This is a genomic window from Glycomyces artemisiae (assembly GCF_003002955.1).
GTDB lineage: Bacteria > Actinomycetota > Actinomycetes > Mycobacteriales > Micromonosporaceae > Glycomyces > Glycomyces artemisiae.
The window spans coordinates 535048-555769 of record NZ_PVTJ01000001.1 but is presented as its reverse complement, the minus strand read 5'-3'; the positions used below and the strand labels follow the sequence as shown (position 1 = coordinate 555769).

The following is a 20722-nucleotide window of genomic DNA, read 5'->3' as shown; positions in this document are numbered from 1 at the left end:
GGCTACCCCGCTATCCGCAGGAAGTCGGCGAAGAAGAAGCCCAGGGCGATGGCGACGCCGATGCCCGCGATGATCCAGAAGCGGACCACGATGTTGACCTCGGACCAGCCCGCCAGCTCGAAGTGGTGCTGCAGGGGCGCCATGCGGAAGACGCGGCGTCCGGTGAGCTTGAACGAGGTGTACTGGATGATCGAGGAGCACGTGATGATGACGAACAGGGCGCCGACGATCGGCAGGAGCAGGATCGTCTTGGAGGTCAGGGCGAGCCCGGCGATGAGGCCGCCGAGGCCCAGCGCGCCCGAGTCGCCCATGAAGATCTGGGCGGGCGAGGTGTTCCACCACAGGAAGCCGAACATGGCCCCCGCGGCGGCCCCGGCGACGAGGGCGATCTCCAGAGGGTCGCGCACGTCGTAGCAGAGGTTCGCGGCGGGCTGCGCGCCGCCGCACCAGTGGCGGTACTCCCAGAAGCCGATGATCATGTACGCCAGGAACGCCATCATGGAGGCGCCGGTGGCGAGGCCGTCGAGGCCGTCGGTGAGGTTGACGCCGTTGGCGGTGGCGTTGACCAGGAAGATGATGATGATGACCATGCCGATCTTGGTCACGTTGAGCCACTCGACTTCTCGCGTGAAGGAGAGGTACGGGGTGGCGACGGTCTCCGAGATCTCGTCGGTGTGGATCGAGCCGGTGTAGTAGACGGCGACTAGGCCGAAGATCGCGGCGGCGATGGAGAGGCCGAGGATCTTCATCCGGCCGGAGATGCCGCCGGAGTGCTTCTTGCGGATCTTGATCCAGTCGTCGATGAAGCCGACGAAGCCGCAGGCGACGAACAGGCCGATGAGGACGATGCCGGTGGCGGTGAAGCCGGTCGGGCGGTTGAAGGTGACGCCGTTGACCTGCTCGGGCAGCGCCATGAGGACGAGGTGTCCGGCGACGTAGGCGAGCACGGTCGTGAAGATGAAGACGACGCCGCCCATCGCGGGCGTGCCGGCCTTGGCGAGGTGGGTCTGGGGGCCGTCGGAGCGGATGGGCTGTCCGGCCTTGAGGCGGCGGAACAGCTTGGCGGCGAGGGGTGTCAGCGCCATGGTGAGCGCGAACGCCACGAACGCGGCGACGATGACTGCTCTCACTGGTCGGTTTCCTCCTTGGCGCGCAAGTGGTCGGCGACGTCCCAGGTGCGGTAGCGGGAGCCCTTCACCAGGACGGCGTCGCCGGGGCGCAGCCGGTTTTCGAGCAGCGCGATGGCCGCGGCTTGATCGGGGACATGGGTGGCGGTGACGCCGTCGGCACCGTCGATGATGGGTTGTGTGCCTTCGCCGACGGCGATGACTTCGTCGATGCCGGCGTCGCGGGCCTGCTCGCCGAGGCGCCGGTGGCATTCCTCTTCGAGCTCTTCGAGGTCGGCCATGAGTCCGAGGACGGCGATGCGGCGGCCCTCGGTGGGCAGGAGCCCGAGGGCGCGGACGGCCGCGCCCATCGAGGCGGGGTTGGCGTTGTAGGAGTCGTCGATGACGACGGTGCCGTCGGGGCGGGTGAAGACGTCCATGCGGCGCTCGGAGAGGCGCCCGGACTCGGCGAGCCCTTCGGCGATCTCCTCGGGGGTCGCGCCGAGCTTCCAGAGGACCCCGGCGGCGGCGAGGGCGTTGTAGACGTGGTGGTCGCCCCACAGCTTCAGCTGCACGCGGGCGGACCCGGCGGGGGTGACGAGGGTGAACGCGTGGCGGCCGTCGCCGGGGTCGACGTCCTCGGCGCGGATGTCGGCTTTTTCGCGGACGCCGAAGCTCCAGGCCGTGGCGTCGGTGAGGCCCGCCATCGCGGCGACGCGCGGGTCGTCGGCGTTGAGGAAGACGGTGCCGTCGGGGCCGAGCGCCTGCGGCAGTTCGGACTTGGCCTTGGCGGTGGTCTCGATGGACCCGAAGCCGTCGAGGTGGGAGATGCCGACGTTGAGGACCACGCCGATCGAGGGCGGGGCGATCTCGCACAGCTGCGTGATGTGGCCGAGGCCGCGGGCGGCGAGTTCGAGGACGAGGTACTCGGTCTCGGGGGTGGTGCGGCAGACCGTGTACGGGTGGCCGAGCTCGTTGTTGAAGTTGGCCTCGGTGGCGACGGTGGGGCCGAGGCGGGCGCACAGCTGGCCGATGAGGTCCTTCGTGGAGGTCTTGCCGTTGGAGCCGGTGACGCCGATGATGCGGACCTTCGCGTTCGCGGCGATGTGCTTGGCGAGGCGGGTGAGCGCCGCGACGGCGTCGTCCACGTAGACCGCGGGGACGTCGACGGGGCGGGTCGCGATGGTCGCGACGGCGCCCTGCTCATGGGCCTTGGCTGCGAAGTCGTGGCCGTCGACCTTGGCGCCGGGGATGGCGAGGAAGAGGCCGCCGGGCCCGGCCTTGCGGGAGTCGAACTCGACGCCGCCGGTGACGACGGCCTCCGGGTCGGCCGTCTCGCTGAGCTTGCCGCCCGTGACGGCGGCGACCTGGGCCAGGCTCATGGGGATCACGCGGCGGACTCCTCCTGCTGTTGTGAGGTCATGCTTGTCGGACTATCACGCTTCAGCGTGCGGTCCCGGTTTCACCCATCCCGCGTCGGCGAGCGCGCGGGCCAGGAGCACGCGGTCGTCGCTCGCCACCGGGCCGTCGGCGGTCTCGGTGTACGTCTCGTGCCCCTTGCCGAGGAGCGCGACGGCGTCGCCGGGCGCGGCCAGTGCGGCGGCCTCCCGGACGGCGGCTTCCCGTCCCGGAATATTACGGCAGGGCACGCCCTGGACGGCGGCGGCCACCTCGTCCCGGATGCGCGCGGGGTCCTCGGTGCGGGGGTTGTCGTCGGTGACGATGACCAGGTCGGCGGCGGCCGCGGCGGCCGCGCCCATGAGGGGGCGCTTGGAGCGGTCGCGGTCGCCCCCGGCGCCGAGGATCGCGATGACCCGGCCGGGCGTGGACTCGCGGAGCGCGGCGAGGACCGCGGTGATGGCCTCGGGCTTGTGGGCGTAGTCGACGACGCCGCGCACGGGCGAGTCGCCGGAGACGAGTTCCATGCGGCCGGGCACGCCGGTGCAGGAGGCGACCCCGGCGAGGGCGGCGTCCGTGTCGAGGCCGACGGCTTCGAGGAGGGCGACGGCGAGGACGGCGTTGGCGACGTTGTGGCGGCCGGGCATGTTGACGCGGCCGTCGCCCTTGCCGAAGGGGCCGCTGAGGTGGAACGTCTGGGTGAAGCCGTCCCCGGCGATGTCGTGCGCGTAGTAGTCGGCGGTGGGGTCGCGGAAGGAGAAGGTGCGGTTGACGCCGTCGGCGAGGGTGGCGACGCGGGCGTCGTCGGCGTTGAGGACCTCGATCTGCGCGCGGCCGTCGAAGAGGCGGGCCTTGGCGGCGAAGTAGTCGTCGAGGTCGGTGTGGAAGTCGAGGTGGTCGGTGCCGAACATGGTGAACCCGGCGGCCTTGAAGCGGCAGCCTTCGACGCGGCCGAGGACGAGCGCGTGGCTGGAGACCTCCATGACGACGTCGGTGACGCCGCGTTCGAGGGCGGTCGCCAGGAGCGCCTGGAGTTCGGGGGCCTCGGGGGTGGTGCGCTCGGACTCGATGCGCTCCCCGGCGATGCGGGTCTCGACGGTGCCGATGATGCCGGTGGTGCGCCCGGCGTGCGCGAGCGCGGCCTCGACGAGGTACGCGGTGGAGGTCTTGCCGTTCGTGCCGGTGATGCCGATGAGGTTGAGGCGCTCGGAGGGGCGGCCCCAGACGCGGGCGGCGACCTCGCCGGTGAGGGTGCGGGGGTCCTCGGTGACGAGGACGGGGAGGAGGCCGTCCACGAGTTCGGCGCCGCGGGCGTCGGTGAGGACGGCGACGGCGCCCCGTTCGGCGGCTTGAGCGGTGAACTCGGCGCCGTGGCGGTTGGCGCCGGGGAGGGCCGCGAAGAGGTCGCCCGGTTCGACGGCGCCTGCGGCGAGGCTCACACCGGTGACGGCGAGGTCCAGGTCCCCCGCCTCGGGCAGCAGGTCGGCGAGTCCGTCCACTCGGAAGGGGACGGTCGAACGGGGACGTGGAAAGCTCGGCACGGCCTGACCCTACACCGGTACGGACCGTCGGCAGGCCGTACACCGCCCGGCGCCCCGGACGGGTGGTGCGGCTCAGTGCTCGGGGTGGCGGACGGGGTTGCGCTCGTGCTCGTCGAGGTTGTCGGACCAGGTGCCGAGGAGCTTGTCGAGCTCGGCGGACTGGGTGCAGTTGAGGTCGTCGAGGAACAGCTCGCGGACCAGGGAGAGGATGCACGGCGCGGCCTGCTCCAGGCGCTCCAGCCCGGCGGGGGTCAGGGTGACCCAGGTGCCGCGGTTGTCGGCGTCGCACTTGCGGCGGTGGACCAGGCCCATGTCGGTGAGCCGGTTGACCTGGTAGGTGACGGCGCTCTTGGCGGTGACGATCTGGTCGGCGAGGTCGCTCATGCGCAGGGCCCGCTCGTCGGCGTCGGCGAGGCGCACGAGGATCTCGTACTGGGTGTGGGTGATGCCGTGGTTGTCCTGGAGGCGCCGGTCGATGTGGTGCTCCAGGCGGTGGGTGACCTGGAGGAACCGGGTCCAGACGGCGTTCACGTCGGGTCGGAGCCAGCGGCTCTCGAAATCGCCCGCGCCCATCCCGTTCCTCCTCTCTGCTCCCGTGGACCAGCCCGCGGCTGGTTCAATTTCGAACAATCCTAGCAGTTCACCTTCCCCCGGAAGGGTCGCGCGTAAGCGACGCCATAGTGCTGTCGCAGCCCGTGACGCGGCGGCTGCCTGGGGCTATGCCCGACGGCCCGGTTCGGCCCGAGGAATCCTCCCGTTCTAGAGTTGGGCCCGACCAATCGACCCCAGAGGTCGGCTCCCCACCGGAGGACCGCAAGCCGTGAACGCCGGACGCCCCGCACGACGCGCAGCGCTGCTCAAGCGCCTGCTCACCTTCCCCGTCGCCGCAGTGGCGGCCGTCGTGTTCCTGGTCTCCCCCGCGTCCCAGTCCAGCGCGCAGGAGGGCGAGGAGGGGGCCTCGGCGGCGCTGAGCCAGGCCATCGAGGACTACCTGAACGCCCAGGACGAGCTGGCCGAGCTGCAGCAGCAGCAGGAGGACCTCGAAACGGAGCTGGCGGACTCGACCGAGGAGCGGGCCGCGCTCCAGACCGAGCTGGAGGAGTTCGCGTACGTCGCGTCCACGACCTCCGACTACCAGTCGACCGCCGCGCTCCTGGCCTCCGGCGACCCGCAGGACGCCATCGCGGCCATGGAGATGCTCCAGTTCCTCGGCGAGTCCCGCGCCCAGCGGCTGAACGAGCTGATCACCCGCCTCCAGGAGATCGAGGCGCTCCAGCAGACCCTCGACGACAACATCGCCGAGCAGGCCGACGTCACCGAGGAACTCCAAGCGGCCCGCGACGAGGCCGCCCGCGAGCTCGCGGGCTCCGGCGGCACCTCCACCGACGGCCCGACCGCGTCCGATGCGCCCGCGGCGGAGCCGTACGAGGGCGGCGGGGGCGGCTGCACCGAGGACGACCCGACCCCGGCCGACGGGTGCCTCACCCCGCGGACCCTCCACGCGCTGGAGCAGGCCCAGATCGCCGGGTTCACCAGGTACGTCTCCTGCTACCGGCCCTCGGGCTCGGGCGAGCACCCCAAGGGCCGGGCCTGCGACTTCTCCTCCGAGCCGGGCGGCTTCGGCGGCGACGCGACGGGCGGCGACTACGACTACGGGCAGAACCTCGCGGCCTGGTTCATCGAGAACTCCGACGCCCTCGGCGTCCAGTACGTCATCTGGTACCGCCAGATCTGGTTCCCCGGCAACGGCTGGAAGTCCTACTCGGGCGCGTACGGCGACCCGTCCTCCGACCACACCAACCACGTCCACCTGAGCATCCGCGCGTAACCCCCGACCCGGCGGAACTCACAGGTTCACAGGGGACTCGGGCTGGCCGCACATGTGTACCGTTGGGCGATGAGCTTCGGACGATCCTCTCTGACCCGGCGCGGCGCCCTCGCCGCCGCGGGGTCGGCCGCCGCCCTCGGGCTGGCCGCGGCCTGCACGAAGGAGAACGGCACCATCTCGGACGGCGGGTCCTCCGAGGAGCCGCAGAGCGCCGCCAAGGTCACCATCACCCCCGCCGACGGCTCGGCCGACGCCACCGCCGCCACCGAGATCGCCTGGACCGTCGAGGACGGCGAGTTCCAGGAGTTCGCGCTGACCGACGCGTCCGGGAACGCCGTCGACGGCGCCATGCACCCCGACGGGACCACCTGGGTCCCCGCGAGCCCCCTCGAATGGGAGGGCGTCTACACGGCCACCGTCAAGGCCGCCGACGCCGCCGGGCTCGTCGCCGAAGCGACCTCGACGTTCACCGTCATCGCCTCCCCCGGCGACCGCGTCAGCATCGAGAACTACCTGCCAGGGCAGGACTCCACGGTCGGGCAGGGCGCGATCCTCGCGTTCCGCTTCTCCGACTACGAGGTCGCCGAGGACATGCGGGCCTCGGTCGAGCGGCGCCTGTTCGTCACCTCCGAGCCGGCGCAGGAGGGCTCCTGGCACTGGATCACCGGGCGGGCCCTGGAGTACCGGCCCAAGGAGTACTGGCAGCCGGGCACGCAGGTCACCGTCAGACTCGGCCTCGGCGGGCTGGCGCTCGGCGACGGGAAGTACGGCGAGTTCGACCAGGAGACGTCGTTCACCACCGACTCCGAGGCGCGGCTGCTGGAGGCGGACAACAACACGAAGCAGATGCGGGCGTACCTGGACGGCGCGATCGTGCAGACCATCCCGATCTCGCTGGGCTCCGACGAGCCGATCGACGGGAACGACGCGCGGTCGTTCTCCGGCACCATGACGATCATGAGCCGCGAGGAGTCCTCGACGTTCGTCTCCGACCTGTACGACTACGAGACCGACGTCAAATGGGCGATGCGCCTGACGTTCTCGGGGCAGTTCATCCACGGCGCCCCGTGGGCGGCCGACCGGCTCGGGCGCTCCAACGGCTCCCACGGCTGCATCAACGTCTCCGACGAGATGGGCGAGTGGATCTACAACTTCGTGCGCTGGGGCGACCCGGTCGTGGTCACCAACACCGGCATCGACGTGCCGCAGGGCGACGGGTTCACCGGGTGGTCCCTGGACTGGGACACGTTCAAGGCCGGGTCGTACCTGGAATAAGGCGTGAACGAAGGGCCCGGCGGCCTGGCCGCCGGGCCCTTCGACGCGTCTCAGACCCGCTCTTCCTGCCGGATCTTCGGGTCGGCGGCCTGCGGGTGCTCCTCCAGGATGCGGCGGTGCGCCCAGCGCTCCACGAAGAAGGAGCCGATCGGGACGGTGCCGCCGAGGAGCAGGCCCACGGTGTGCGGCCAGAACTTCCAGCCGGCCTGCTGCGCCAGGTGGAAGCCGAGCACCAGGTAGACCATGTAGCAGAGGCCGTGGATCGGGCTGATCACGGTGACGAGGACGTCGTTGTGGCCGATGTACTTGAGCGGCATGGCGACGAAGACGAGGCCGATGAGGAACGTGCCGACGATCCAGGCGACGATCCGGAAGCGTTTCAGAGCGGCGTTCATGCGTGGCTCCCCTGGGAGGATTCGGACGAGGACTGCCGGGCGCTCAAGATGGAATCCTCGAACGGCGAGGCCATCGGCGGCGGTTCGGGGCGGCGGCGCGGCGCTTCGCCTTCGGGGCGGTCCTTGCGCAGCTCCAGGCGCATCTGCCTGATCCACACCGTGAGCGTGAAGATCGCGAACACCGGCCATTCGAGCGCGTAGCCCCAGCTGATGGCGTTGCCGCCCTGGGCGCGGCCGAGCTGCCACCACCCGAGCAGGCCGAAAGCGACCGTCAGGACCACGGCGAAGCAGTGGAGGACGATCCAAGGGGGCGTCAGCAGCCGTCGCACGGACCCAGACTAGGGTGACCGACCCGATGTTGCCGCCGGGGGGCCGGGCATGGTGACATAGGCCGGTGACTCTCGACCTCCCCCAGGCGGGCGCCGTGCGGGCCTACCCGGCCCCCGACACCGCCGCCGTCCGCGAACTGCTGCTCGACTGGTGCGGCGCCGACGCGGACGACGCCGACGACGCGGTGCGCGCCCTCGGCTCCCTCGACGGCGCCGCGCTGGAGCTCGCCGACCGGCTGTACCAGAGCATCGCGGCCGACATGGGCGGCAAGAAGTGGCTCGGGTGGCCGGGGCCCCCCGCCGGGCAGCCGATGCTGAGCCTGTTCCCCCTGCTCGCGGCCGTCCCGGACATGCTGAAGTTCCACGGCGACCGCGGCGTCGACGAGGACCTGTCGCGGCGGGTCCTGGCCGACATCGGCGAGAAGCTGCGGCTGAACCGGCGGATCTACGGCCGGCCCGGGCTCGACGTCGGCAACTGGTTCACCGGTCACGTGCGCGGCGCGCTGTACCAGCTCGGACGGCTCCAGTTCTGCGTCGAAGGGCCCGATCCGAAGCCGTTCGCAGGCATGCACATCCGCGGCGAGGGCGGGCCGCTCACGCTCGACGCCGTCCGCGACTCGGTCGAATGGGCCATGGAGTTCCTGCCCGCGGTGTTCCCTGAGCGGTACGCCGGCCCCGAGGACCTCGAATTCCGGTGCGAGTCGTGGCTGCTCGACCCGCAGCTGCGGGACTGGCTGCCGGAGCGGTCGAACATCCCCGGCTTCGCGGCGCTGTTCGACCTGCTGAACGAGGGCGACCCGGCCGGGAACAGGACCGACCTGTGGCGCTTCGTGTTCGGGCGGCCCGAGGACACCCCGGTCGACCAGCTGCCGCAGGACAACACGCTCCAGCGGTCCGTGATGGCCGGGATGAAGGCGGGCGTGGTGTGGCGCAACCGCTACGGGCGACTGGACCTCGCGAAGCTGGGTTTGTAGTGACGGCGACGGCCGCCCCGGGTGCGTTCCCGGGGCGGCCGTTTCGCGTTCCCTAGGCGCGGGCGCGGACCCAGGCGTCGCTGGCGACGTAGTGGTTGTCGTACTGCTGCCCCGACGCGGGGATCTCGGCCGGGTCGGCCTCGCCCGCAACGACGCGTTCGAGCAGGCGGTAGTAGTCGAACCGGTCGGCGGCGGGCGTGAAGACCGCGAGGACGTCGGCGTCGGAGCCCTTCGCGGCGCCGAAGGCGTGCGGCAGGCCCGGCGGGATCGACACGAAGTCCCCCGCTTCGAGGACCACGACCTCGTCCCCGGTGAGGACCTGGAGGCGGCCCGCGATGACGAACAGCGATTCGCTTGCAGCGGTGTGGAAGTGCGAGGGCGCGCCGTCGCCGCCGTCGGGGAAGGTCGAGCGGGTCACCGACAGGGCCCCGCCGGTAGCGGAGGAGTCGGCGAGCAGGGTCATGACCGACTGCTGCGCGTGGGCGAGGCGCTCGGCGTCGGCGGCGCGGGCGATGACGGGCTGGGGGGCGGTGCTCATCTGGTGTTCCTCCGGTTCGAAGTTGATATCTAGACATTACATGTCTAGATAAAGATCGGCAAGTGCAGTGCTCTGGAACACGTGTGCACGAAACCGGGACGACTATCATCGGGATTATGCGAATCAGCGAAGGCGTCGAATGGGCCGCGCACTGCTGCCTGCTGCTCGACTGGATGGGCCGCGGCGACCCCGAGACGGCCGAGCCGGTCTCGACCGCCCGGCTCGCCGCCGGGTACGGCCTGCCGCCCGCCTACCTCAACAAGCAGCTCCAGCCGCTCGTCAAGGCCGGGATCCTCACCTCCACCGCAGGCAAGAAGGGCGGGTTCAGGCTCGCGAAGCGGCTGGCGGACATCACGCTCATGGACGTGCTCACCGCGATCGAGGGCCCCGACGAGGCGTTCCAGTGCGCGGAGATCCGGCAGCACGGCGTGTGGGCCGACGAGCCCGCGTCGGTGTTCCGCGCCCCGTGCGCGATCGACACCGCGATGCGCACCGCCGAGCTCGAATGGCGCCGGGCCCTCGCCGCCCAGACCCTCGCCGCGATCCAGGCGAACGCCGAGCTCCAGGCGCCGGGCCTGCGAACGCAAGTCCTGGACTGGTACGCGCATCCGAGGACTTAGTCTTGAGCCCATGCGCATCGTCATCGCCGGTTCGAGCGGCTACCTCGGCACGGCCCTCATGCAGGCCCTCGAAGGCCACGACATCGTCCGCCTCGTCAGGCGCCGCCCCGACGAGGAGAACGAGATCCGCTGGGACCCGTACCGGGAGTCCCTCGACCCGCAGATCCTCGACGGCGCCGACGCGGTCGTGAACCTCTGCGGCGCCTCCATCGGCGGCCAGCGCTGGAACGCCGCGTACAAGCAGCGCCTGCGCACCTCCCGCGTGATCCCGACGACTGTGCTCGCCAAGGCGGTCGCGCAGGCGGGCGTCCCGGCGCTGATCAACGGCTCCGCGATGGGCTGGTACGGCGACCGCGCCGACCTCGAAGTCGACGAGACGTACCCGGCCGCGGCCGACTTCCTCGGCCAGCTGTGCCTCGCCTGGGAGCAGGCCGCCGCCCCTGCGGCCGAGGCGGGCGCGCGGGTCGCCTACCTGCGTACGGGCCATGTGCTCGGCCCCGGCAGCGTCCTCATCGCGCGCCTGAAGCCCGCGTGGAGGTTCGGCCTGGGCGGCCGGTTCGGCAGCGGGCGCCAGTACATGTCGTGGATGTCCCTGCGCGACTGGACGGCCGCCGCGAAGCTCGTCATCGAGGGCGACACCGCGGGTCCGGTCAACATGGTCGGCCCGAACGCCGTGCGCAACAAGGACTTCGCCAAGGCCCTCGGCGCGGCGGTCCACCGCCCCGCGATCTGGCCCATCCCCGGCTGGGCGGTCAAGATCGTCGCAGGCGAGGCGGCCGTGGAAATGCTCCGCGGCGCGAACATCAAGCCCCGCAAGCTCGAAGCGATGGGTTACGAGTTCCAGGACGAAACGGTCTTCGAGGCCCTCCGCACCGCGCTCCGCTGAAGTGGGCGGCCCGGCCGCGGATGCGCGACACTTGGGCCATGACCCCCACCTCGGACCGGCCGGTGAAGCCGCGCTCGATCGGCCGCGCCCAGGCGGGGCTGTGGCTCCAGTACGGCTACCTCCTGTGCGACGTGCTGCTGACCTCGCAGGTCACGGACGACTCGTTCGGCGCGCACCTGCTCACCGCCGCCGGGCCCGGGCTCGCGCTGCTCATGTTCCTCGTGGGCCTCCCGGCGCTCGGCATCGGCGCCGGGCTCCTGACCCTGATGCTCGGCGACCGCATCGCCGGGGCGCGGACCGCGGCGACGCTCGCCTGCGCCGCATTGGCAGTGGCCGCCTGCGCGGTCGCCTCCGTCTCACCGGCGCCTCTGACCACCTTCGCGACCGCCCTCCCCTGGCTCGCCTTCCAGGCCATGACCGTCATCAACCTCCACACCCCCGACGCCGACCGCTGGTTCACCGGACCGGACGCGGTGGCCCCCGAGCCCTAGAATTCAGGGACCGCCCACCCGGAGGACCCGCCCATGCTGACCCCGCCTTCCACGCCGCTGCCGCCGGAGCTGCTGCATCGCAAGCCCGGCACCGTCACCGCCGCGCAGGTGATGATGTGGCTCCAGTTCTCGTTCCTGATCTGCTGCGGGGCGGGGACCGGGACGATCGGGTTGTTCTGGACCTCCGTCGACTTCGACGACTTCGGGTTCGAGGAGGACCTCTCCGAAGGCTTCGAGGACCTCGCGGCGCTGCTCGTCGTCGTGATCGCGGTGACGATCATGATCGTGATCCTGTACGGGATCCTCGCGGTGAAGATCGGCACGGGGCGGCGCTGGGCGCAGGTCACGACGATCCTGCTCATGCTCGGGTCGATCGTGACCGGGTTCTACGGCTTGTACGCCGGGTTCCGGGTCGGCGACATGGAGGCCTCGGTGGTCGACGGGTCGCGGCTCGTCTGGACGCTGCTGGGGCTGTCGATGCCGATCGTGACGCTCCTGTGCCTGTTCACGGGCTCGGCGAACCAGTGGTTCCGGCAGAAGGGCCGCGATCCGCTCAAGGGCCTGCCGCCGCAGGCGCCGCAGTTCCGGCCGTACTAGTCCCCGCGGGCGCCAGGGCCGCCCCGAGGGCGGCGACGTTGTCGCGCACCGCGTCCGGGTCGCCGCAGCCTTCCACGAGGAGGAGCTGCCGGGCGACGCCGGTGGCATCGGCGGAGGCCGCGAGGCGTTCGGCCACATGGGAAGCGGTGCCGACGGCGTGGCGACCGATCATCCAGTCCACGTACGCGCCGTGGTCGCGCTGGGTGCGGCCGGGCTTGAGGGACACGTACTGGCCGGTGCCGCGGACGAGCAGCTCGGTGAGGGATTCGCGGAGGCGGTCGACGTCTGCGGGAGTGTCGGCGACCTGGGCGAGGTGCGTCGAGACGTGCTCGGCGGCGTCGGGGTCGTGTCCGGCGGCCTCGGCTTCGGTGCGCCATGCTCCGATCAGCGAGCGGTGCTCTTCGTCTGGAGCGTGCATCCCGAGGAGGAGCGGCAGTCCGAGCCGTCCGGCGAGCCGGGCGGTGCCTTCGCCGGTGGCCGCGACCCACAGCGGGGCGCCGGAGCCGGGGGGCATGACGCGGACGGGCAGGACGTCGAAGAACTCGCCCGCGTGGGCGACTTCGGTGGCGCCGGAAAGCCAGGTGGCGAGGAGCCGCAGGCCCTCTTCGAAGCCGCGTTCGTACCGGTCGAGGCCGGCGTCGAAGACGTCGAGGTCGATCCAGGGGCCGCCGCGGCCGACGCCGAGGCGGAACCGGCCGGGGGCGAGGGCGTCGAGCGTCGCGGCCTCCTCCCCCAGGGCCACGGGGTGGCGGGTGGAGAGGACGGCGACGGCCGTGCCGATCTGGATGCGCTCGGTCGCGGCGAGGAGGTGCGCGGCCATGAGGGTCGCGGAGGGGCTGGCGCCGTACTCGATGAAGTGGTGCTCGGCGGTCCAGGCGCCGTCGAGTCCGGATGCTTCGGCTTGGCGCGCATAGGAGACGACTCGGCGGAGCGCTTCCGCCGGCGCGGTACCGGGGAACACTCCGCCGAGCAGGAACACGTCGTGTGCACTCATGCACACCACTCTATTGGTCAGCGGGGCGGGATCAGTGGCGCAGCATCTCCGCGACGAGGAACGCGAGCTCCAGCGACTGCTGCGTGTTCAGGCGCGGGTCGCACGCGGTCTCGTACCGGTCGGAGAGCTGGTCATCGCGGATCTCCTGGGCGCCGCCGACGCACTCGGTGACGTCCTCGCCGGTGAGTTCGATGTGGATGCCGCCCGGGTGGGACCCGATGCGGCGGTGGACCTCGAAGAACCCGAGGACCTCGTCGACGACCTGGTCGAACGCGCGGGTCTTGTACCCGGACGCGGACTCGTAGGTGTTGCCGTGCATGGGGTCGCACTGCCACACGACCTTGCACCCGGCGGCCTCGACCTTCTCGACGATCGGCGGGAGGAGGGTGCGGACGTTCTTGTGCCCCATGCGGGTGATGACGACGAGCTTCCCGGGGACGTTCTCCGGGTTGAGCTTCTGGCACATCTCCACGACCCACTCGGGCGTGGCGGTGGGGCCGATCTTGCAGCCCACCGGGTTCGCGACGCGCGAGAGGAAGTCGATGTGGGCGCCGCCGAGCTGGCGGGTGCGCTCGCCGTTCCAGACCATGTGGCCGGACAGGGCGTACGCCTTGCCGTCGAAGATGCGGGTGAGCGCCCGGTCGTACTCGATGGCGAGCATCTCGTGGGACGCGAAGACCTCGGCGGTGTGGAGGTTGTCGTCCTCGACGCCGCACGCGGCCATGAAGCGCACGGCCCGGTCGATCTCGCGGCCGATGGCCTCGTACCGCTCCCCGGCCGGGGAGGTGCGCACGAAGTCCTTGTTCCAGTCGTGGACGGCCATGAGGTCGGCGAGGCCGCCGCGCAGGTAGGCGCGGAGCATGTTCATGGTCGCGGCGGAGTTGGCGTAGGCGCGGATCATCCGCTGCGGGTCGACGACCCGGGCCTCCTCGGTCGCTTCGAGCGAGTTGAACATGTCGCCGCGGTACACGGGCAGGCCGAGCGAGTCGGTCGCGGCCGAGCGCGGCTTGGAGTACTGGCCGGCGATGCGGCCGACCTTGACGACCGGGAGCGACGCGCCGTAGGTGAGCACGACCGCCATCTGGAGGAGCGTGCGCATGTTCGCGAGGACGTGGTGCTCGGTGTTGTCGATGAACGTCTCGGCGCAGTCGCCGCCCTGCATGAGGAACGCGCGGCCCTCGCACACCTCGGCGAGTCGCTCGCGCAGGTGGTCGACCTCGTAGGGCGCGACGATCGGCGGGACGGCGGCGAGCACGCCGGTCACGTCCTCGACCTCGGCGTAGTCGGGCCACGGGGGGACCTGCTCTCGGGGCAGGTCCCGCCAGGCGTCGAGCTGATAGCGCTCGGCTTCCTCCTCGTCGGCGACGACGGGGACGAGACCGGGGTTTCGCAGGTCATGCCATTGGCGGTTCACGCGCATATCGTACGCGGGCCGCACCGGCGGCGGTGACACCGATTTGGCAATCCCATGGGTTGGGCCACTGCCCGGACCGGCCGCCGCGACACACTCGGGGTCGCGCAGACATCCCACCTTTGGGGGCGCGTCTAGGCTGGTCGGGTGCGTAAGACGACGATTGATGAGTGGCTGTCCGACCTCGCGTCGGACAAGCCGGCGCCCGGCGGGGGCGCCGCGGCGGGGGTGAACGCGGCCATGGGCGCCGCCCTGGTCTCCATGGTGTGCAACCTGACGATCGGGAAGCCGAAGTTCGCGGAGCACGAGGCGGTGATGCGGGAGGTCCTGGCCGAGGCCGAGCGGCTCCGGGGCGAGGCGCTCCAGCTCGCCGAGGACGACGCCGAGGCGTTCTCCGGCGTCGTGGCCGCGTACAAGCTCCCGAAGTCCTCCGACGAGGAGAAGGCCGCGCGGACCGCGGCGATCCAGGTGGGCCTGGTCGAGGCCGCGGCGGTGCCGCTCGCGGTCGCGCGGGTCGCCGCGGAGGTCATCAAGCTGTCGGGGCGGATCCTGGAGGGCTCCAACCCGAACGTGCTGTCCGATGTGGCCGTGGCGGCGTCGGCGGCGAAGTCGGCGCTGGAGTCGGCCGCGCTGAACGTGGACATCAACCTGGTGTCGATCAAGGACCAGGCCGAGCGCGAGCGGCTCGCGGGCGCCCTGAACGAGGCGCTCCAGGCGAAGGTGCAGGCCGAGGCGATCATGCACGCCGTGGCGAAGCGGATCCGCGCATGAGCGACATCGACGGGCGCGCGGTCGCCAAGGCGATCCGCGCAGACGTGGCCGCGGCGGCGGCGAAGCTGCGCGCGGAGGGGACGGCGCCGACGCTCGCGGTCGTCGTGCCGACCGACGACGAGGGCACCGCCTGGTACGTGCGGTCCATCAAGAAGGCCGCCGAGAAGGAGGGCGTCGACTGCCGCATCGAGCAGCTCGACGCGCCCGGCAAGGGCGAGATCATCGCGAAGCTCCAGGAGCTGTCCGCGGACCCCGACGTGCACGGGATCATCTGCCAGACGCCGCTGCCCGAAGGGGTGACGCTGCCCGAGGTCGGGTGGTACATCAGCCCGTTCAAGGACATCGACGGCGCGAACTCCGAGGGCCTGGGGCGCCTCGCGCAGGGCCGCCGCACGTGGGCCCCGGCGACCGCCGCGGCCGTCTTGGAGCTGCTCAAGCGCGAGGACCTGGAGCTGGCGGGCACACGGGCCGTGGTCGTGGGCCGCTCGACGGTGGTCGGCAAGCCCGCGGCGCTGCTGCTGCTCAACGAGTCCGCGACGGTGACCGTGTGCCACTCGCGGACGAAGGACCTCGCCGCGGTCTGCCGCGAAGCGGACATCCTGGTCGCGGCCGTCGGCCGCGCGGGCATGATCGGCGCCGACTTCGTGAAGCCCGGCGCCACCGTCATCGACGTGGGCACCAACCCGACCGACGACGGCGGCCTGGTCGGCGACGTCGACTACGCCGCGGTCGCCCCGGTCGCGGGCCGCCTCACCCCGGTCCCCGGCGGCGTCGGCCCCGTGACCACGGCGCTCCTCTTGCGCCACACGGTCGAAGCGGCGGAGCTGTCCAAGACCCACCCGTAAACCCGCAGTACTGCGACGCGAACGGCCGGGAGCCCGCTGGGCTCCCGGCCGTTCGCGCGCACCACGGAGACCGCCGGGCGCCCTGGGGAAGGCCCCCCGGTTTCCCAAGCTACACAGGAGAACCTGAAGGGAAGCTGAAGCGGGGCGAACCCGGTCCGGCTAGTGGCGGATACCCGACAGACATGGGCGACTACTGGACGTAGCGTTAAGGCTTCGCACGCAAAGGAGGTCACGAATGACACGTCGTCTTGCATTCGTGGCGACCGTCGCCGCCATGATCCTGGCGGTGTCGAGCCCGGCGATGGCGTTCCAGCACGACCGGGTCCACAACCCGGTGCTGCACTGGGCGCTCGACATCGCGACCCTGGCCATCGTGGTCGCGCCCATTTGGACGGCGCTGCTGTGGGGGCGGGGCCAGAACAAGTGGCTCCTGGTGGGGCTGATCGGCATCGTGCAGGTGCCGGTGGCGATCCTCGGGTTCTCGCCGAGCGCTTCGTCCCTGTTCGCGGGCACCGGCCTGTTCTTCGGGCTGGCGATCACGGCCGCGGCCATCGTCTACACGCGGCGGGCCACCCGCCTGGAGCGCGCCGAAGCGGCCGACGCGCAGGCCGCCGAAGGGGAATGACCCCGGCCCGGCAGGGGCCGGTCAGACCGGGCGCGCGGTGACCGCGCCCGCCACAACTCCATCCTCCGGATCGACGAGGAACCGCCGGGCCGGGCCGTCAGGGCCCAGCTCGAACCCGCGGGCCCGCCGGCCGTCGAGGATCACCCGCAGCAGCGGGCATCCCGCGAACGGCCCGTCGAACCCGCCCGTGCCGGGGTCCCGGTAGGCGTGCCACGAGCAGTGCGCCTCGCCGACCCAGCCCCAGGCCCGGTGGGTCTCGCTCCCCCCGAACCGGTAGACCCCGACGCTGAGCAGCCGGTCCCCGACCGGGCGCCGGTAGAAGTCGGCGTCGAGGCCCTTGACCGGGACGCCCTCGAAGTCGACGTCTCGAAGGGTCTTGTGGAACGTGAAATCGGCGAGATGCGGGATCTCGCCGATTTCCCTCTGCGCGATGGACTCGGTGAAAGCGACGGGCACGCCCGGTCTAACGACCGGACGCGCCCGCGGTTGCGCATTCGCAGTGCTTTGTGGCCGGTCCGTCTTCAGCTCCCCTTCAGGAACCCGCAGGTAGCGTTGAAAACGGGGGCCCACCCCAGCGGATAGGACCGGCCTTCGGGGTGCGCTAGACGCCGAAGAAGACCTCGGCGTCGGCGTAGCGCTCGACCGGAACGGTCTTGAGCACGTCGGTGCCCTCGTGGATCGGGATGCGCACGACGTTGGTGCCCTGGAGCGCCATCATCTTGCCGAAGTCGCCCTCGTTGACCGCGTCGGCGGCTTCGAGGCCGAGGCGCGTCGCCAGGACGCGGTCGAACGCCGTCGGGGTGCCGCCGCGCTGGAGGTGGCCGAGGATGATCGCGCGGGTCTCGATGCCGGCGCGCTCCTTGATCTCCGCCGCGACCCAGTCGCCCACGCCGCCGAGCTTGACGTGGCCGAACGCGTCGACCTCGCCGTCCTTGAGCACCATGCCCTCCTGGGCGTGCGCGCCCTCGGACACCGCGACGATGGTGGCCTTCCCGGCCTCCTTGCGGTCCTTGACGAACGCCGCAACCTTCTCGATGTCGAAGGCGACCTCGGGGATGAGGGTCACGTTCGCGCCGCCCGCGATGCCCGCGTGCAGCGTCATCCAGCCCGCGTGGCGGCCCATGATCTCCACGACGATGCAGCGGTCGTGCGAGTCGGCGGTCGTCCACAGGCGGTCGATGGCCTCGGTCGCGATGTTCACGGCCGTGTCGAAGCCGAACGTGTAGTCCGTGCCCGACAGGTCGTTGTCGATGGTCTTCGGCACGCCCACGCAGTTCACGCCGTCGGCGGTCAGCTTCGTGGCCACGCCCAGGGTGTCCTCGCCGCCGATGGCGATGAGCGCGTCCACGCCCAGGTCGGCCATGTTCTTCTTGATGGCCTCGACGCCGCCCTCGATCTTGTAGGGGTTCGTCCGCGAGGAGTGGAGGATGGTGCCGCCCTGGTCGAGGATGTTCTCGACAACGTCCCAGTTCAGCTCCTGGGTGATGCCCTCGATCGGGCCCCTCCAGCCGTAGCGGAAGCCCACGAACTCGTGGCCGTATTCCTTGGTGCCCTTACGGACAGCGGCTCGGATGACCGCGTTGAGACCGGGGCAGTCGCCGCCGCCGGTGAGCACGCCAATGCGCATGCGTCTAACTCCCTAGAAGTGAGGACTGTTAACTGGGCGGCCTCATTGCCGAAACTTCGCCCACCATATATCGGGGCCCGGGAGCGGCGACCAGGGGTTCAGGACGGGGTTCAGCGGTGGGACTCGACGACGCCCGAGCGGTCCCCGCGCACCGCCTCCATGGCCTTCCACCGGGCCAGATTCAGTTTCGCGTCGGTCAACGCGTCGTGCATGTCCGCGTCCGGGGTCACCGGCAGGTCCGGGCGCCCCAGGTCCTCCCAGCGCTGGCGCAGGTCCTTCGTCATCCGCGGCAGCGCGCGCGGCAGCTCCGGCATCGTCCCCCACAGCTGCGCGAGCACGACGTGGTCGTACGCGCCGATCCACGCCCACAGCTCCACCCGCTCCCCCGGGTGGCTGCCGGTCTTGCGGCGCACCGGCCCGACCAGGAACTCGTACAGCTCGTCGCGGATCGTCGCCCGGTCCTTCCACAGGTGGCTCGACGGTGCCGGGAGCTTGTCGAGGACGTTGCGCCGCACCCACTCGATCGCCCGCGACGGGTCGAACTCGGTCGACACGGCGTAGTACTCGCGGCCGTGCTCGTCGACGACCGCGATCGAGACCAGGTCGATCGTGCGACCGTCCTCGATGAACTCGGTGTCGTAGAAGTAGCGGTACGCCACGCATCGGCCTTTCGTATGATCACGGGCGGTCTGTTCAGCCCGAATCGGGACCCGCCCGTATGTCGCCGGGCTGGAGTCGACGCTACGCCATACGATCAGGCAGCCGGAATCTGACCTCGCAATCTGCATATGAGAAGCGCGATACCGGACAATCAACGCGAAAGCACGTAGACTCGATCGTACGCGCGGCCGAGCGACAAGTGCACCGTCTGGACACACGACCCAACGGAGCGTGAAGTTTCCGACACCGGGCTCTGTACAACGACGGAAAAGACAGCGATCATCGGAGGGAACCCGCGACCCGGGACCCACCGAAGGGGGAGAACTATGGGTGTCAGCCCATCTGAAGACCCGCTTGCAGGCGTCGCCATGTTCGCCGGCCTCGACCCGCAGGCGCGGCGGCAGATCGCGGGCGTGGCCGTGCAGCGCCACTACCGGCGCGGGCACCTCCTGTTCTTCGAGGGCGAGCCGGGCGAGTCGCTCATCATGATCCGCTCCGGCGCCGTCAGCGTCTTCCGCACCGCGGCCACCGGCGAGCGGGCCATGCTCCACGTCGCCCGCGCCCCCGAGGTCCTCGGCGAGGTCTCCCTCCTCGACGGCTCCCCCCGGTCGGCCAGCGCGGAGGCCCTGGAGGACACGTCGGCGCTGGCGCTGGCGCGCTCGTCGTTCCTGGAGCTGGTGCACGGCAACCCGAAGATGCTCGACGCGGTGCTGCGGTCGATGGGCATGATCGTGCGGCGGCTGACGGAGCAGTCCTCGGACCACGTGTTCCTGGATCTGCCGGGCCGGGTCGCGAAGACGCTGGTGCGTCTGGCGGAGCAGCACTCGTCGCCGATGACGACGATCGAGCTGAACCAGACGCAGCTGGCGGAGATGGCGGGCGGGTCGCGCCAGAGCGTGAACCAGGCGATAGGGATCTTCGCGAACCGGGGCTGGCTGCGGACGGAGGGCCGCAAGATCGTGGTGGTGGACCTGCCCGCGCTGCGGCGGCGGGCGGGCTTCGGAGGACCCGAGTAAGAGGTTCGGGTCAGCGGTACCGACTATTCCTTCTGCTGCTGGCGCTTCTTGACGTTCGCGGCGTACTCGTCGACGTAGTCCTGGCCGGTGAGCTCGCGGAGGGCGTCCATGACCTCGTCGGTGACGGCGCGCTCGATGAACCGGTCGCCCACGAGGCCGCTGTAGCGGTGGAAGTCGAGGGGCGGCCCGAACTTGATGCGCACGCGGCCGATCCGGGGGATGCGGCGGCCGATGGGCTGGAGTTCGCCCGTGTTGAGCATGGCGACCGGCACGACCGGGGCGCCGGTCTGGAGGGCGAGGCGGGCGACGCCGGTCTTGCCCCTGTACAGGCGGCCGTCGGGCGAGCGGGTGCCCTCGGGGTAGATGCCGAACAGGCGGCCTTCGGTGAGGATGCGCTTGCCGGTGTCGAGGGAGACGTTGGCGGCGTCGCCTCCGGCGCGGTCGACGGGGATCGCGCCGACGGCGTTCATGAAGGTGCGCACGAACCAGCCTTTGAAGCCGGTGCCGGTGAAGTACTCCTCTTTCGCGATGAAGGTGACCCGGCGCGTGAGGACCAGGGGCATGAAGAAGGAGTCGGTCACGGCGAGGTGGTTGGAGGCCAGGATCGCCGGGCCGTCGTCGGGGACGTGTTCGAGCCCGTCGACCTTCGGGCGGTAGACCACCCACAGCAGCGACCCCAGTGTCGCCTTCAGAAACCACCACATGATCACGGGTCCAAGCGTATCGGCATCGGTCAATCCGGCGGACCGGCGTCCGCCCGGGGCGGGCCGGTCGCGCGCCTTGAGCGGTGGCAGG

At 71.0% G+C, this 20722-nt stretch carries 24 protein-coding genes; 11 read left to right on the top strand and 13 right to left on the bottom strand.

What is annotated here, in order from left to right:
* Positions 1-2: 2 nt before the first annotated feature.
* From mraY to B0I28_RS02555, 4 genes are all read right to left on the bottom strand, one after another.
* The gene (mraY, locus tag B0I28_RS02570) at positions 3-1130 is read right to left on the bottom strand and encodes a phospho-N-acetylmuramoyl-pentapeptide-transferase (protein WP_106362229.1); all 1128 of its coding nucleotides are present in this window, start codon (positions 1128-1130) and stop codon (positions 3-5) included.
* Positions 1127-2497, bottom strand: coding sequence for a UDP-N-acetylmuramoyl-tripeptide--D-alanyl-D-alanine ligase (locus B0I28_RS02565; RefSeq protein WP_106362228.1), 1371 nt, complete (start codon positions 2495-2497; stop codon positions 1127-1129). Before B0I28_RS02565 ends, mraY begins: the two co-directional genes overlap by 4 nt.
* 45 nt (positions 2498-2542) lie before the next feature.
* Complete coding sequence (locus B0I28_RS02560) at positions 2543-4045, bottom strand: UDP-N-acetylmuramoyl-L-alanyl-D-glutamate--2,6-diaminopimelate ligase (RefSeq protein ID WP_106362227.1); 1503 nt, start codon at positions 4043-4045, stop codon at positions 2543-2545.
* Positions 4046-4117: 72 nt separating this feature from the next.
* A complete protein-coding gene (locus tag B0I28_RS02555) occupies positions 4118-4618 on the bottom strand; it encodes a MarR family winged helix-turn-helix transcriptional regulator (RefSeq protein WP_106362226.1) in 501 nt (166 codons plus the stop codon).
* Positions 4619-4865: 247 nt separating this feature from the next.
* Between B0I28_RS02555 and B0I28_RS02550 the strand changes: the two genes are divergently transcribed.
* A complete protein-coding gene (locus tag B0I28_RS02550; protein WP_106362225.1) occupies positions 4866-5873 on the top strand; it encodes a VldE C-terminal domain-containing protein in 1008 nt (335 codons plus the stop codon).
* A 69-nt stretch (positions 5874-5942) separates the two neighbouring features.
* A complete protein-coding gene (locus B0I28_RS02545; RefSeq protein ID WP_106362224.1) occupies positions 5943-7148 on the top strand; it encodes a L,D-transpeptidase in 1206 nt (401 codons plus the stop codon).
* Positions 7149-7198: 50 nt separating this feature from the next.
* Here B0I28_RS02545 and B0I28_RS02540 read toward each other — a convergent pair whose 3' ends face one another.
* Positions 7199-7543: a DUF3817 domain-containing protein gene (locus B0I28_RS02540; RefSeq protein WP_106362223.1), complete on the bottom strand. Its 345-nt coding sequence runs from the start codon at positions 7541-7543 to the stop codon at positions 7199-7201.
* On the bottom strand, positions 7540-7872 hold the full coding sequence (locus B0I28_RS02535) for a hypothetical protein (protein WP_146147944.1): 333 nt from the start codon (positions 7870-7872) through the stop codon (positions 7540-7542). The genes B0I28_RS02540 and B0I28_RS02535 overlap by 4 nt, the downstream gene beginning before the upstream one ends.
* Positions 7873-7937: 65 nt before the next feature.
* Between B0I28_RS02535 and B0I28_RS02530 the strand changes: the two genes are divergently transcribed.
* Positions 7938-8846, top strand: coding sequence for an acyltransferase domain-containing protein (locus B0I28_RS02530; RefSeq protein WP_106362221.1), 909 nt, complete (start codon positions 7938-7940; stop codon positions 8844-8846).
* Between the two features lie 52 nt (positions 8847-8898).
* Here the strand turns inward: B0I28_RS02530 and B0I28_RS02525 are convergent, their stop codons facing one another.
* Positions 8899-9384, bottom strand: a complete 486-nt coding sequence (locus tag B0I28_RS02525) for a cupin domain-containing protein (RefSeq protein WP_106362220.1) — start codon at positions 9382-9384, stop codon at positions 8899-8901.
* A 116-nt stretch (positions 9385-9500) separates the two neighbouring features.
* On the opposite strand from B0I28_RS02525, the gene B0I28_RS02520 reads away from it, so the two are divergent.
* The 4 genes from B0I28_RS02520 to B0I28_RS02505 are packed head-to-tail and all read left to right on the top strand — an operon-like array spanning position 9501 to position 11978.
* On the top strand, positions 9501-10004 hold the full coding sequence (locus B0I28_RS02520; protein WP_106362219.1) for an RrF2 family transcriptional regulator: 504 nt from the start codon (positions 9501-9503) through the stop codon (positions 10002-10004).
* 10 nt (positions 10005-10014) lie between these two features.
* Positions 10015-10890, top strand: a complete 876-nt coding sequence (locus B0I28_RS02515) for a TIGR01777 family oxidoreductase (protein ID WP_106362218.1) — start codon at positions 10015-10017, stop codon at positions 10888-10890.
* A 38-nt stretch (positions 10891-10928) separates the two neighbouring features.
* The gene (locus tag B0I28_RS02510) at positions 10929-11381 is read left to right on the top strand and encodes a hypothetical protein (protein WP_106362217.1); all 453 of its coding nucleotides are present in this window, start codon (positions 10929-10931) and stop codon (positions 11379-11381) included.
* Positions 11382-11414: 33 nt separating this feature from the next.
* A complete protein-coding gene (locus B0I28_RS02505) occupies positions 11415-11978 on the top strand; it encodes a hypothetical protein (RefSeq protein ID WP_106362216.1) in 564 nt (187 codons plus the stop codon).
* Here B0I28_RS02505 and B0I28_RS02500 read toward each other — a convergent pair.
* Together B0I28_RS02500 and B0I28_RS02495 are read right to left on the bottom strand one after the other, a co-directional pair.
* A complete protein-coding gene (locus tag B0I28_RS02500) occupies positions 11935-12972 on the bottom strand; it encodes an LLM class flavin-dependent oxidoreductase (RefSeq protein WP_106362215.1) in 1038 nt (345 codons plus the stop codon). The genes B0I28_RS02505 and B0I28_RS02500 overlap by 44 nt on opposite strands.
* Positions 12973-13003: 31 nt before the next feature.
* The gene (locus tag B0I28_RS02495) at positions 13004-14386 is read right to left on the bottom strand and encodes a class II 3-deoxy-7-phosphoheptulonate synthase (RefSeq protein ID WP_219926511.1); all 1383 of its coding nucleotides are present in this window, start codon (positions 14384-14386) and stop codon (positions 13004-13006) included.
* A 144-nt stretch (positions 14387-14530) separates the two neighbouring features.
* Between B0I28_RS02495 and B0I28_RS02490 the strand changes: the two genes are divergently transcribed.
* The 3 genes from B0I28_RS02490 (at position 14531) to B0I28_RS02480 (ending at position 16624) form a co-directional block, all read left to right on the top strand.
* Positions 14531-15154, top strand: coding sequence for a cyclodeaminase/cyclohydrolase family protein (locus B0I28_RS02490; protein WP_106362213.1), 624 nt, complete (start codon positions 14531-14533; stop codon positions 15152-15154).
* On the top strand, positions 15151-15999 hold the full coding sequence (locus tag B0I28_RS02485; RefSeq protein ID WP_106362212.1) for a bifunctional 5,10-methylenetetrahydrofolate dehydrogenase/5,10-methenyltetrahydrofolate cyclohydrolase: 849 nt from the start codon (positions 15151-15153) through the stop codon (positions 15997-15999). Before B0I28_RS02490 ends, B0I28_RS02485 begins: the two co-directional genes overlap by 4 nt.
* Before the next feature lie 235 nt (positions 16000-16234).
* Positions 16235-16624 carry a hypothetical protein gene (locus B0I28_RS02480; RefSeq protein ID WP_146147943.1) on the top strand — a complete coding sequence of 130 codons (390 nt, stop codon included), beginning with the start codon at positions 16235-16237 and terminating at the stop codon, positions 16622-16624.
* Between the two features lie 21 nt (positions 16625-16645).
* On the opposite strand, the gene B0I28_RS02475 is transcribed toward B0I28_RS02480, so the two are convergent.
* The 3 genes from B0I28_RS02475 to B0I28_RS02465 form a co-directional block, all read right to left on the bottom strand.
* Positions 16646-17080, bottom strand: a complete 435-nt coding sequence (locus B0I28_RS02475; protein ID WP_106362210.1) for a hypothetical protein — start codon at positions 17078-17080, stop codon at positions 16646-16648.
* Between the two features lie 145 nt (positions 17081-17225).
* Positions 17226-18251, bottom strand: a complete 1026-nt coding sequence (locus B0I28_RS02470; RefSeq protein WP_106362209.1) for a 6-phosphofructokinase — start codon at positions 18249-18251, stop codon at positions 17226-17228.
* 110 nt (positions 18252-18361) lie between these two features.
* On the bottom strand, positions 18362-18910 hold the full coding sequence (locus tag B0I28_RS02465; RefSeq protein WP_106362208.1) for a polyadenylate-specific 3'-exoribonuclease AS: 549 nt from the start codon (positions 18908-18910) through the stop codon (positions 18362-18364).
* Positions 18911-19237: 327 nt separating this feature from the next.
* Between B0I28_RS02465 and B0I28_RS02460 the strand changes: the two genes are divergently transcribed.
* Complete coding sequence (locus tag B0I28_RS02460; protein WP_198667126.1) at positions 19238-19927, top strand: Crp/Fnr family transcriptional regulator; 690 nt, start codon at positions 19238-19240, stop codon at positions 19925-19927.
* A 23-nt stretch (positions 19928-19950) separates the two neighbouring features.
* On the opposite strand, the gene B0I28_RS02455 is transcribed toward B0I28_RS02460, so the two are convergent.
* Positions 19951-20631 (bottom strand): lysophospholipid acyltransferase family protein, encoded by a 681-nt coding sequence (locus B0I28_RS02455; protein WP_106362614.1) that lies wholly within the window; start codon positions 20629-20631, stop codon positions 19951-19953.
* Positions 20632-20722: the final 91 nt, after the last annotated feature.

Bases quoted from the DNA above. Each gene is read 5' to 3' on its own strand.
- B0I28_RS02480 (WP_146147943.1), top strand. From the start codon at position 16,235: ATGACACGTCGTCTTGCATTCGTGGCGACCGTCGCCGCCATGATCCTG.
- B0I28_RS02555 (WP_106362226.1), bottom strand. From the start codon at position 4,618: ATGGGCGCGGGCGATTTCGAGAGCCGCTGGCTCCGACCCGACGTGAAC.
- B0I28_RS02515 (WP_106362218.1), top strand. From the start codon at position 10,015: ATGCGCATCGTCATCGCCGGTTCGAGCGGCTACCTCGGCACGGCCCTC.
- B0I28_RS02500 (WP_106362215.1), bottom strand. From the start codon at position 12,972: ATGAGTGCACACGACGTGTTCCTGCTCGGCGGAGTGTTCCCCGGTACC.
- B0I28_RS02540 (WP_106362223.1), bottom strand. From the start codon at position 7,543: ATGAACGCCGCTCTGAAACGCTTCCGGATCGTCGCCTGGATCGTCGGC.
- B0I28_RS02510 (WP_106362217.1), top strand. From the start codon at position 10,929: ATGACCCCCACCTCGGACCGGCCGGTGAAGCCGCGCTCGATCGGCCGC.
- B0I28_RS02525 (WP_106362220.1), bottom strand. From the start codon at position 9,384: ATGAGCACCGCCCCCCAGCCCGTCATCGCCCGCGCCGCCGACGCCGAG.
- B0I28_RS02470 (WP_106362209.1), bottom strand. From the start codon at position 18,251: ATGCGCATTGGCGTGCTCACCGGCGGCGGCGACTGCCCCGGTCTCAAC.
- B0I28_RS02460 (WP_198667126.1), top strand. From the start codon at position 19,238: ATGGGTGTCAGCCCATCTGAAGACCCGCTTGCAGGCGTCGCCATGTTC.
- B0I28_RS02455 (WP_106362614.1), bottom strand. From the start codon at position 20,631: ATGTGGTGGTTTCTGAAGGCGACACTGGGGTCGCTGCTGTGGGTGGTC.
- B0I28_RS02545 (WP_106362224.1), top strand. From the start codon at position 5,943: ATGAGCTTCGGACGATCCTCTCTGACCCGGCGCGGCGCCCTCGCCGCC.
- B0I28_RS02520 (WP_106362219.1), top strand. From the start codon at position 9,501: ATGCGAATCAGCGAAGGCGTCGAATGGGCCGCGCACTGCTGCCTGCTG.
- B0I28_RS02485 (WP_106362212.1), top strand. From the start codon at position 15,151: ATGAGCGACATCGACGGGCGCGCGGTCGCCAAGGCGATCCGCGCAGAC.
- B0I28_RS02505 (WP_106362216.1), top strand. From the start codon at position 11,415: ATGCTGACCCCGCCTTCCACGCCGCTGCCGCCGGAGCTGCTGCATCGC.